Genomic DNA, 11,127 nt, shown 5'->3' with positions numbered 1-11,127 from the left:
CCTAAACCTGTATTTTTTACAAAAGACATCGATACATTCAAAGAATTTTTAAAACAAGCTGCCTTAGTTTAGATTTTGAATCAAACAATCGGATTTTTTTTAGATCTAATTCTCTTCGAAAGATCCGACTGTTTCTATTGTCAAAAGAGGAACTAAACTCCTCCCACCATCACATGTTTTGTGATTAAATAATCACCCACAGATTCGATGGAGAGATCCTTTCCAAATCCCGATTGTTTGAATCCACCATGAGGAGTTTCCGAAGCCAATGGTAAGTGGTCATTCACCCAAACCGTTCCAAATTCGAATTGTTTTGCAACTCGCATAGCGCGCGCTACATCCTTTGTCCAAATCGAAGAAGCAAGTCCGTAATTGACATCGTTTGCGAGTCTGATTCCTTCTTCTTCTTTTTCATAGGATTGGATGGTGAGAACCGGTCCAAAGATTTCATTTTGCACAATGTCAAAGTTTTGTTTGACGTCAGTGACGACAGTGGGTGCAAAGAAATATCCTTTATCGAATCCCTTCGGGATCACACCACCAGTGAGGATTTTGGCACCTTGTTTTTTGGCACGATCCATGAAACCGACAACACGTTCGCGGTGGATGGCAGAGATGAGAGGGCCCATTTCTGTTTTATCATTAAAGGGATCTCCCACGTTTACGGCTTTCATCCCATCCACAACGGCATCGGTGATTTTTTTCTGTAAACTTTTCGGAACAATAATCCTTGTGGCGGCCGTACAATCTTGTCCCGAATTGCAAGTGGCACCAAACGTTGCTTTGGCGGCAAACTGATTGATATCCACATCATCAAATACTAGGAGTGGTGCTTTCCCACCGAGTTCCAAATGCACTCGTTTGAGAGAATCTGCCGCCGACTTCATGATGTTTTTTCCCGTTCCCGTAGATCCGGTAAGGGAAACCATACGAACGAGTGGGTGGTCTACGATGGCTTGGCCTGTTGCATTGCCACCAGTCACAATATTGATCACCCCATCCGGGATTCCGGCTTTTTTTGTAAGTTCAGCTAACATGAGTGAGGTGATTGGTGTTCCCGGTGCCGGTTTTAGAATCACGGTGCAACCGGCAGCGAGTGCTGGTCCAAATTTCCAAACTGCCATAAGCAAAGGATAGTTCCAAGGAGCAATTTGACCGACGACACCTACTGGTTCTCGGCGAAGGATGGATGTAAATCCTGGTTGGTATTCGTTCGCACGGCTTCCATGCACATCGCGAGCTGCCGTTGCAAAAAAACGAATGTTATCTACGGCAAAAGGAATGTCTCCCGCAAGGCTTAGGTTTTTATAAGGTTTTCCGGCATTGAGAGATTCAGCTTTTGCAAATTCTTTGGTTTTTTCTTCCAAAAGATCTGCCAGTTTCCAAAGGGCTTTGGAACGTTCGCTTGGTGTGATCCCAGACCATCTTCCATCATAAAAAGCTTTGTGTGCTGCTTTGGCTGCTTTGTCTACATCGGCGGCACTCGCGTCTACTACCTTGGCAATTTTTTTTCCAGTGGCAGGATCTTCGATCTCCATGAGTTTCCCGCCGTTTGAATTTGTCCACTTACCATCAATCCAAAGTTTAAATTGTTTCATCCTGACTTAAATTTCCTTTAAAGATTTTGTTATGATCGAAAGTCCTTCTTTGACGATGGACTCTTCTGCGGTGATCGGAACAAGAATTCTGATTACGTTTCCATACACACCACAAGAGAGAAGGACAAGTCCATGTTCCAATGCTTTTGCCGTGAGTTTTTTTGCTAAATCGGCAGAAGGTTTGTTGGCATCTCCGTTCTCTACAAGTTCAAACGCAACCATAGCACCTAACCCACGTATTTCGCCAATATGAGGGTAGGATTTTTTAATTTCGTTTAGTTCCGCGATTAACATTTTGCCGAGTTTGACGGACTTCTCTAAAATTCCTTCTTCTTCGATGAGATCCATTACCGCAATCCCTGCCGCACAAGCCACTGGGTTTCCGGCATATGTTCCCCCAAGTCCGCCTGGTTCGACTGCATCCATAATGGAAGTTTTTCCAATCACAGCAGAAAGTGGCATCCCGGCCGCGAGTGATTTGGCTGTGGTGATGAGGTCCGGTTTGATTCCCGAATGTTCGATGGCGAAAAGTTTTCCTGTTCTGGCGAACCCGGACTGTACTTCATCGGCAATGAGAAGGATTCCATGTTCATCACAAATGGCTCTTAGTTTTTTTAGGAAACTCGGAGAAGCAATGTAGAATCCACCTTCACCTTGTACGGGTTCAATGGCAATCGCCGCCACACGAGATGGATCAATGTCTGCTTTAAATAAATTGTTCAAAGCTTTGATCGAATCATCTTCTGTGACACCATGGTATTCCATAGGAAACGGAATGTGGTAGACATCGCTTGCGAAAGGACCAAATCCTTTTTTGTAAGGAACCACTTTCCCTGTAAGGGCGAGGGCCATCATGGTTCGTCCGTGGAAGCCGCCAAGAAAGCTGATGATTCCTGGTCGTCCTGTGGCAGCTCTTGCGATTTTCACTGCATTTTCTAAGGCTTCGGCCCCAGAAGAAAAGAGGATGGTTTTGGCTCCACCATCAATGGGTGCTTTTGCGTTTAGTTTTTCACAAATGACGATATAGGGTTCATAAGGCATAATTTGAAAGGCAGTGTGCAAAACTTGGTCCACTTGTTTGTGGATGGCAGCGACCACTTTCGGATGGCAATGTCCTGTATTTTGAACTCCAATCCCACCTCCAAAGTCGATGAACCTTTTCCCTTCAATGTCCCAAATTTCTGCATTTTTCGCTTTTTCAGCAAACACCGGATAGGCGGTTGTAACACCCCTTGGAACGTTTGCCAGTCTTCTTTCCCATAGAGTTTGGTTGGTTTGTTTTTGATTGCCCGTCATGTGATTCCTCCGAGGCAGAGATATTTGGTTACTGTATAATCATCGAGTCCATATTTGGAACCTTCCCGTCCCATTCCAGAAAATTTAACGCCCCCGAAAGGGACTTGTTCTGAAGAAATCAGTCCTTCATTAATCCCCACCATTCCGTATTCTAGATGTTCGGCGACTCTAAAAATGCGTGCCATATCCTTTGTATACAAATAGGAAGCCAGTCCAAAGTCGGTATCATTTGCTAATTGGATGGCCTCTTCTTCTGTTTGGAAGGTTTGGATGCAAGAGACCGGCCCAAAGGTTTCTTCCTTAGTCATAATCATAGAGGAGTTGACGGGATAAAGCACGGTTGGCTCAAAAAAATTCCCACCGAGACTATGTTCTTTTCCTCCAGTAAGAATTTTGGCTCCTTTGGATACTGCGTCGCTTATATGTGATTTTACTTTTTCCAAAGCGGCATCATTGATGAGTGGGCCTTGTTGGGCATTCGGTTCCATCCCATTGGCAACCACGAGTTCTTTTGCTTTTTCCGCTAACTTCTTGGCAAAGACTTCGGCTATGGACGCTTGGACTAGGAAGCGGTTCACACAAACACAAGTCTGTCCTGTGTTTCTGTATTTGGAAAGCATGGCACCCTTGACTGCTTCATCAATATCAGCATCTTCAAAAACAATAAAGGGAGCATTCCCACCTAACTCGAGTGAGAGTTTTTTTAAGGTGGCTGCTGATTTTTCCATTAAATAAATTCCGGTTTTTGTGGAACCAGTAAAACTCAGTTTACGAACCTCTTTACTTTCCAAAATGGTTTTCCCAATTTTGATGGGGTCTCCAACTAACACATTCCATACGCCTTTGGGAAGTCCTGCCCGTTCGCCAAGTACTGCCATGGCGAGAGCCGAGTAGGGAGTGAGTTCTGCCGGTTTGGAAACCACAGTGCAACCGGCAGCGAGTGCTGGTGCTACTTTTCTTGCAAGCATGGCCGCAGGAAAATTCCAAGGTGTGATGGTTCCCACAACTCCGATGGGTTCTTTTAAAACAAGAATCCTTGTATCTTTTCTGTGAGATGGAATGATATCTCCATAAGAACGTTTTGCTTCTTCTCCGAACCATTCGATATAAGAGGCCGCATAAGCGATCTCTCCCCTAGCTTCCGTTAGTGGCTTCCCTTGTTCTTGCGTCATAATGAGAGCTAGATCTTCTTGGTTGTCCATCATGAGTTGGAACCATTTGCGTAAAATTCCGGCTCTTTCTTTTGCCGGTCGCGTTTTCCAATCTAACAATGCTTCTTTTGCGGAACGGATGGCGCGGTCTGTATCTTTTTCTTCCGAATGAGGAATATTCCCGATCACTTCACCGTTTGCGGGGTTCTTTACTAAAATTTCTTTTTTGTTTTCTGCAGGGCACCAAACCCCACCAATGTAGTTTTCTTGTCGAAAAAGGTCTTTATCTTTGATGTATTTCATACGAAACCTGTGCTTTCATCGAAATACCACCTCATAAAAATTCCTACCTTTTTTTTGAAAACCTAGGAAGTGGTTGCTTAATTTTGAGATTTTGGTATCTAAATCACTGACATAAGTAAAACCAGGAGCACATAGGTTTATGAAATTCGATTCATACAAACGAGTGGTTTTTTCTGTTGCAGTTCTCTCAATCGCATTTGCGGTTGCCTGCGGCAAAAAAGAAACAAAGGTTTCCGAAATCGGACAAGGCGAGGGAGAAGTTTCCATCGTTGCTTGGCCGGGGTACATTGAACGTGGTGAAACAGATAAAGGATACGACTGGGTCACTGAATTTGAAAAAAGTTCTGGCTGTAAAGTAAATGTAAAAACTGCCGCTACATCTGATGAGATGGTAGCACTCATGAATGAAGGTGGATTTGACCTCGTGACTGCATCTGGTGATGCATCGCTACGTTTGGTTGCCGGTGGAAAGGTTCAAGAAATCAACACGGACCTAATCCCTAGTTGGAAAAATGTAGATTCTCGTTTGCAAAATGCTCCTTGGCATACAGTGGAAGGAAAACATTTTGGTGTGCCTTACCAATGGGGTCCAAACGTACTTATGTACAACACTAAGGTTTTCAAAAAAGCTCCCACTAGTTGGAATGTTGTTTTTGAAGAACAAGTATTAGCTGATGGAAAATCAAACAAAGGCCGTGTACAAGCGTTTGATGGTCCCATCTACATTGCTGATGCTGCTTTGTATTTGAAACAAGCAAAACCAGAACTGGGAATCCAAGATCCTTATGAATTGGATGAAAAACAATATACTGCTGTCATTGAATTATTAAAGAAACAAAGACAACTCGTTCCAAAGTATTGGCATGATGCCATGGTCCAAGTGGATGACTTTAAAAAAGAAGGACTTGTTGCTTCTTCTACATGGCCATTCCAAGTGAACCTTCTTGTGAGCGAAAAACAACCTGTAGCCTCTGTTGTTCCAAAAGAAGGAGCGACTGGTTGGGCTGATAGCACCATGTTACACAAAGATTCCAAACACGTAAACTGTGCTTACAAATGGTTAGAACATTCTCTTTCTCCAAAAGTTCAGGGTGACCTTGCTTCTTGGTTTGGATCAGTTCCATCCGTTCCATCTGCTTGTAAAGGAAATGCTCTTCTTGGGGACACTGGTTGTGCCGTAAACGGATTCAACAACTTTGAAAAAATCTCTTTCTGGAGAACTCCAAAAGAAGATTGTTCCGGTGGAAGAAAATGTATACCTTACAAAAAATGGGCTGAAGATTATATTTCCATCATCGGAAGTAAATAGATCCTAACATAAAAGATAACTGAAGGAGAAGGAATGGACCAAGTTTACGATGTTGAATTTCAAAATGTTACAAGGAAATTCGGCCAATTTATAGCGGTGGATGATGTCTCCTTCGGGATTAGAAAAGGTGAATTCTTTTCAATGTTAGGCCCTTCCGGGTCTGGAAAAACTACCTGCCTCCGAATGGTGGCAGGATTTCAAGATACGACCTCGGGAAGGGTTCTTTTGGAAGGTGTTGATGTCACGGGCATCCCGCCTTACAAAAGAAATGTGAACACTGTCTTTCAAGACTATGCCTTATTTCCCCACATGACTGTGGCGGAAAACGTGGGTTATGGTTTAAAAATCAAAAAAACTGGAACCAAAGAAATCGAACAAAGAGTCGCAGATATGCTTGCGATGGTTCGCCTCCCCGATGTGGGAAATCGCAAACCATCAGAACTCTCCGGTGGCCAAAGACAAAGGATTGCCCTCGCTAGGGCCCTTATCAATCGTCCGGGAGTTTTGCTTCTCGACGAACCACTCGGAGCTCTTGATTTAAAACTACGGGAAGAAATGCAGTTGGAACTCAAAGCCATCCAAAAAGAAGTGGGAATCACTTTTATCTTTGTCACTCACGACCAAGAAGAAGCGCTTTCGATGTCAGATCGGATTGCAGTCTTTAATAAAGGTAAGGTGGAGCAGATCGCCACGCCGGAAGAATTATATGATCGTCCTAAAACCGAATTTGTTGCCAACTTTGTAGGAACTTCTAATATCCTTTCTTTAGAGGAAACCAAACGACTCACTGGCCAAACTGGAAAGGGAATGATCCGACCAGAACGAGTCCATGTATTTGCGAACGCCAAAGAGGATAACCATTCCACGGGATACAGAACCTTTAAAGCAATTCTCAAAAGCCAAGTGTATTCAGGGGCCACTTCCAAAATGCATTTTGAAACTCCCAATGGATCCCGTATCATTGCATCCACTCAAAACTTAAAAATTTCTGCAGAAAACATAACTGTTGGTTCGGAAGTTCTTGTGGGTTGGAAAGATTCCGACATGCACTTACTGTAAGGATTTGTAAATGACTACTACCTTTGATAAGTTTTTTACATTTCTTTTCTATCGGAAGGGCCTTGCGATTTTTTTATTACTCGCACCACTTCTCATTTGGCTTGGTGTTGTTTATTTAGGATCACTCTTTACACTCCTCATCCAAAGTTTTTTCTCCATTGATTCGTTTTCGGGTGTGATCAAACGCGAATTTACATTAGAATCTTATTATGATCTATTTCGCCAAAGTACAAATTGGGATATCATCATTCGTACGACAACCATGGCATTCACTGTCACCGTTGTCAGTGCCATCATTGCCTTTCCCATTGCTTATTATATGGCGATGTATGCGGGCCCTAAACTAAAACCCATTCTTTATTTGGGAGTGATGTTGCCACTTTGGTCGAGTTATCTTGTGAAAGTGTATTCCTGGAAACTCATTATGGCAAAAGAAGGAATCCTCACTTGGTGTTTGAATGAACTCGGGTTACTCCATGTTTTGGATGCCATTCTTTCTCTTCCCGTCATTGGAGGGACATCTTTGTCCTTCTCTTATATTGGGATGTTTTTAGTTTTTGTATACATTTGGCTTCCTTATATGATTCTTCCTATCCAAGCGTCCTTGGAACGGATTCCTAAGTCACTGCTCGAAGCTTCTTCGGATTTAGGCGGTGGCCCATCTCAAACTTTCTGGAAAGTTATTTTACCGTTGGCTTTCCCGGGTGTTGTCGCAGGATCCATTTTCACCTTTTCGCTAACGTTAGGTGATTATATCATTCCGACCATTATCGGAAATTCTAGTTATTTTATTGGAATGGCAGTTTACACTCACCAAGGGACTGCGGGTAACATTCCTTTGGCGGCGGCTTTTTCTGTGATCCCGATTATCATCATGATGGTTTATCTTATGATTGCCAAACGATTAGGAGCTTTCGATGCCCTCTAAGTGGAATTTTGGAACCATCGGACTAAAAGTTGCCACCATCCTTGGTTTTCTTTTTATCCATATCCCTATTTTTATCATCATCATGTACGCCTTCTCTACTGATGAAAAAACATTTCAGTTTCCATTACCAGGATTCACCACTAAATGGTTTGGTGTGGCTTGGGACAGAAATGATATTTGGGAAGCCATCATCCTCTCTTCACAAGTGGCTTCTATCTCCACGGTGATGGCCATCATCCTTGGAACCTTGGCTTGTCTTGCCGTCTATCGTAGCAAATTTTTTGGAAGAGAAGTCATTTCCTTTTTAGTGATTTTGCCCATTGCTCTTCCCGGAATTGTGACGGGGATTTCATTACGATCGGCCATGTCTCTTTTTGGAATTCCATTTAGCACCTGGACCATTGTGATTGCACATGCCACATTTTGTATTGTGACTGTTTACAACAACGTACTTGCAAGACTTCGTAGAAGTTCTCACTCGATGGTGGAAGCCTCTATGGATTTGGGTGCCAATCCTTGGCAAACATTTCGATTTGTGATTTTGCCAAACATTGCCACTGCGTTGTTAGCTGGTGGTATGTTGTCCTTTGCATTATCATTTGATGAAGTGATTGTGACAACCTTTACTGCGGGCCAACAGTCCACGGTTCCTATTTGGATGTTAACCGAATTCATTCGTCCAAGACAAAGACCTGTGACCAATGTGGTTGCCGTATTTGTGATTCTTGTGACAACACTTCCCATTCTTGTTGCCTATTACTTAACCAAAGAAGATGAGGGTGGGAAAAAATAATCCCACCAAATCCAATGAAAGGAGCTTCTCTTCGCATTCCGAAACTCCTGAAAACTGTTTAGATACTTCAATTTTGACATTTATCAAAGGAATTTCACTTTCCCTTACTGGGGAAGGTGATAGACTTCTTGTATGGAAAAATTGATTCAAAAACTGATCATCCCCATCGATGGTTCACCAAGTTCTGCCAAAGCACTGGAATTTGGTTTGGCAATCGCGAAGGCAAGTAATGCAAAATGTTACATTGTCGAAGTGATTGAGGATTTTGGTCCTTTGCCAGGCTATTATGATGCGGCTCCTGTAGGAAAAGACCGAGTGAAGTGGATCTCTGAGCAACGTTTTGAAAAAATACATCCGATTTTGGATGAGACCACTGTAAAATGGGATCGAGTGGTCGTAGAAGGTTATCCTGCGGAAGAAATATGCAAACTTGCTGAAAAAGAAAAAGCAGATTTGATTGTGATTGGAAGTAGGGGACATGGAATTCTTGGAAGATTCATTATGGGAAGTGTTTCTGATCGCGTTGTACATTACGCACCTTGTTCCGTAACGATCGTTAGGTGAATTTGACATAAATTTGTCAATACATTGTTAATTTAGTTGCGCTGAATTCTATCCTATCGGAATCTACGGACTAACCCTAGAGTAGATTTCCGGTTATCCATATGAAGGTTTTTGAAAAAGAAGAATTCCCCGCAGTTTTACCTCTCGATAAACGTTATACAAGAACTTATTATCAAGATGATAGTTTTGTTTCTAACATTCGACGCGCACTGCCTAGAATGATTACAACAGCTATCATGGAAGAACATCTCTTTCCTAAGCTAAGTAGTGAAGAAATCGATTTTTTGCTACAATACTATGCAAAAAGACAAGATACTAGCGGCAGTTATTATCAACTCAAAACAATTCCGTATCGCATTCGCAAAGAATCGGCGGAAAGAATTTTAGAAGATGCCGGAGTTGATGAAACTCAAAGAAATTTTATTAGCACCTTTTATCATTTTGATTCAGACCAACAACAATATTTATTAAATGAAAATGTTACCGAATCTGATGAGATTCGTATCCTGCAGATGATCAAACGCCGAGACTACTATGTTGGCAATGTAGAGAAGTCAAAGATATCTGCAATTTTCGAACCAGTGGTAGAGATTCCTAAAAAGGATACTTTTTTTGCGAATCTTTATATTCCCCCTGGCCATAAGTTTTTTTCACCACCCAATCTAAAACATATTTCTGGAATGCAAATTGTGGAAGCCGCCAGACAATTTGGGATCGCTTGTAACCATATGTATGGAAAGGTTCCTTTTGAAGGAGTCACCTTCTTATTGTTATATTTGAATTCAGAATTTTTCCAATATGCGAAAATGAATATGCCGATCAAACTCCGAGCCAAAGCGATTGAAACAAAGAATAGTAAATCAGGGTATTGGAATTACTCGAAATTGGAAATTACCGCTTACCAGGAAAACCAGGAGATCACGCGGATTGAAATGGCTGCGAGTATCCTGCCACTAAAAGTCTACAAACGCTTAAAAAGCACGCAGGAAGAAGTTTATGAAATTGATCCAAGATTTCGAATTTTGGACCAATTCAAGAACAACATTTCTGTTAGGGAAAATGGACGTAATATTGTCTCCACTATCGAAAATATTTCCAGTTCTGGGTTTATGGTGCGGTGCTCCGGGATCCATCCCGGCGAATTGGCCAATAGCCAAAACCTCGAATTTTTTATGCATTTTGATATTGTCGGTTTCGTTCATGGAACTTGCATTTTATTATGGGTCAAAGAAGACGATAATAATGAGGACACCTTCTTTGCCGGTTTTCGTTTTGAATCGATTTCCGAACTAGACCAGGCAAATGTAAAGGAAGCAATCAATCGTTATGGACGTTTGATCGAAGAAAGGGAAATCCAATGAGCGGAAAAAAAGTAGCATTAGTCACCGGCGGAACATCCGGGCTCGGAAGATCTATTGTTTTAGAATTTGCAAACGCTGGTTACGTGGTTGGATTTTGCGGAAGACGGAAACAAGAAGGGGAAGAGACCTTGGCCCTACTTGAAAAACAAGGTGGCACGGGAATCTTTGTTCGTTGCGATGTCACACAATCGGAAGCGGTTCGTAATTTTGTTGAATCAATTGTCAGCAAATATGGATCCATCGATGTTGCGGTCAACAATGCCGGAATTTCTGGTGTATTGAAGGCAACAGCCGACTATCCATTAGATATTTTTGATTCTGTAATGGATGTAAATTTAAAAGGTACTTTTCTTTCGATGCAATTTGAGTTAAAACAGTTTTTGACTCAAGGGAATGGTGGAGTGATTATCAATGTATCTTCCGCTTTGGGTGTTCGGGGAAAAGAAAAAGCCGGCCCATATTCTATGACAAAACATGGAATCATCGGTCTTACCAAATCGGCAGCTTTGGAATATGGATCTGCCGGGATTCGAGTGGTGGCGTTGTGCCCTGGCGGAATCCAAACAGAAATGGATGATGTATTTTATGCCAATGTTCCCAACCCGGAAGAAGTAAAAAAAGAAAGAATGAAATCCTATGCTTTGGGTAGAATGGCAACACCGGAAGAAGTTGCAAAAACTTGCGTATGGTTAGCAACTGATGGAGCTGCTTTTATCACGGGCGCTGTGATACCAGTAGACGGTGGCAAAACAGCTAGATAAGGAA

Annotated in this window: 10 protein-coding genes; 7 read left to right on the top strand and 3 right to left on the bottom strand. The window is 42.3% G+C overall.

What is annotated here, in order from left to right:
- Window positions 1-152 precede the first annotated feature (152 nt).
- From JWG41_RS05560 to JWG41_RS05550, 3 genes are read right to left on the bottom strand one after another with little or no spacing between them, the layout of a single operon-like run.
- Window positions 153-1,598: a gamma-aminobutyraldehyde dehydrogenase gene (locus tag JWG41_RS05560; protein ID WP_205268948.1), complete on the bottom strand. Its 1,446-nt coding sequence runs from the start codon at window positions 1,596-1,598 to the stop codon at window positions 153-155.
- Window positions 1,599-1,604: 6 nt separating this feature from the next.
- Window positions 1,605-2,894 (bottom strand): 4-aminobutyrate--2-oxoglutarate transaminase, encoded by a 1,290-nt coding sequence (gene gabT, locus JWG41_RS05555; protein WP_205268947.1) that lies wholly within the window; start codon window positions 2,892-2,894, stop codon window positions 1,605-1,607.
- On the bottom strand, window positions 2,891-4,348 hold the full coding sequence (locus JWG41_RS05550) for an NAD-dependent succinate-semialdehyde dehydrogenase (RefSeq protein WP_205268946.1): 1,458 nt from the start codon (window positions 4,346-4,348) through the stop codon (window positions 2,891-2,893). Before JWG41_RS05550 ends, gabT begins: the two co-directional genes overlap by 4 nt.
- A 139-nt stretch (window positions 4,349-4,487) precedes the next feature.
- On the opposite strand from JWG41_RS05550, the gene JWG41_RS05545 reads away from it, so the two are divergent.
- The 7 genes from JWG41_RS05545 (at window position 4,488) to JWG41_RS05515 (ending at window position 11,123) form a co-directional block, all read left to right on the top strand.
- Window positions 4,488-5,657 (top strand): ABC transporter substrate-binding protein, encoded by a 1,170-nt coding sequence (locus JWG41_RS05545; protein WP_205268945.1) that lies wholly within the window; start codon window positions 4,488-4,490, stop codon window positions 5,655-5,657.
- Window positions 5,658-5,690: 33 nt separating this feature from the next.
- Window positions 5,691-6,716: an ABC transporter ATP-binding protein gene (locus tag JWG41_RS05540; protein ID WP_205268944.1), complete on the top strand. Its 1,026-nt coding sequence runs from the start codon at window positions 5,691-5,693 to the stop codon at window positions 6,714-6,716.
- Between the two features lie 10 nt (window positions 6,717-6,726).
- Window positions 6,727-7,644, top strand: coding sequence for an ABC transporter permease (locus tag JWG41_RS05535; RefSeq protein ID WP_205268943.1), 918 nt, complete (start codon window positions 6,727-6,729; stop codon window positions 7,642-7,644).
- Window positions 7,634-8,437 (top strand): ABC transporter permease, encoded by an 804-nt coding sequence (locus tag JWG41_RS05530; protein ID WP_205268942.1) that lies wholly within the window; start codon window positions 7,634-7,636, stop codon window positions 8,435-8,437. Before JWG41_RS05535 ends, JWG41_RS05530 begins: the two co-directional genes overlap by 11 nt.
- A 132-nt stretch (window positions 8,438-8,569) precedes the next feature.
- The gene (locus JWG41_RS05525; protein ID WP_205268941.1) at window positions 8,570-9,001 is read left to right on the top strand and encodes a universal stress protein; all 432 of its coding nucleotides are present in this window, start codon (window positions 8,570-8,572) and stop codon (window positions 8,999-9,001) included.
- A gap of 101 nt (window positions 9,002-9,102) precedes the next feature.
- A complete protein-coding gene (locus tag JWG41_RS05520) occupies window positions 9,103-10,362 on the top strand; it encodes an AfsA-related hotdog domain-containing protein (RefSeq protein ID WP_205268940.1) in 1,260 nt (419 codons plus the stop codon).
- Complete coding sequence (locus JWG41_RS05515; protein WP_205268939.1) at window positions 10,359-11,123, top strand: SDR family NAD(P)-dependent oxidoreductase; 765 nt, start codon at window positions 10,359-10,361, stop codon at window positions 11,121-11,123. Before JWG41_RS05520 ends, JWG41_RS05515 begins: the two co-directional genes overlap by 4 nt.
- Window positions 11,124-11,127 lie beyond the last annotated feature (4 nt).

The organism is Leptospira chreensis (assembly GCF_016919165.1).
GTDB lineage: Bacteria > Spirochaetota > Leptospiria > Leptospirales > Leptospiraceae > Leptospira_A > Leptospira_A chreensis.
Note: the sequence above shows the minus strand (reverse complement) of the source record. Positions and strands in the feature narration are given on the sequence as shown.

Excerpts from the sequence above, each read along its gene's own strand:
- JWG41_RS05545 (WP_205268945.1), top strand. The coding sequence starts at position 4,488 with ATGAAATTCGATTCATACAAACGAGTGGTTTTTTCTGTTGCAGTTCTC.
- JWG41_RS05520 (WP_205268940.1), top strand. The coding sequence starts at position 9,103 with ATGAAGGTTTTTGAAAAAGAAGAATTCCCCGCAGTTTTACCTCTCGAT.
- JWG41_RS05540 (WP_205268944.1), top strand. The coding sequence starts at position 5,691 with ATGGACCAAGTTTACGATGTTGAATTTCAAAATGTTACAAGGAAATTC.
- JWG41_RS05550 (WP_205268946.1), bottom strand. The coding sequence starts at position 4,348 with ATGAAATACATCAAAGATAAAGACCTTTTTCGACAAGAAAACTACATT.
- JWG41_RS05560 (WP_205268948.1), bottom strand. The coding sequence starts at position 1,598 with ATGAAACAATTTAAACTTTGGATTGATGGTAAGTGGACAAATTCAAAC.
- JWG41_RS05525 (WP_205268941.1), top strand. The coding sequence starts at position 8,570 with ATGGAAAAATTGATTCAAAAACTGATCATCCCCATCGATGGTTCACCA.
- gabT (WP_205268947.1), bottom strand. The coding sequence starts at position 2,894 with ATGACGGGCAATCAAAAACAAACCAACCAAACTCTATGGGAAAGAAGA.
- JWG41_RS05535 (WP_205268943.1), top strand. The coding sequence starts at position 6,727 with ATGACTACTACCTTTGATAAGTTTTTTACATTTCTTTTCTATCGGAAG.
- JWG41_RS05530 (WP_205268942.1), top strand. The coding sequence starts at position 7,634 with ATGCCCTCTAAGTGGAATTTTGGAACCATCGGACTAAAAGTTGCCACC.
- JWG41_RS05515 (WP_205268939.1), top strand. The coding sequence starts at position 10,359 with ATGAGCGGAAAAAAAGTAGCATTAGTCACCGGCGGAACATCCGGGCTC.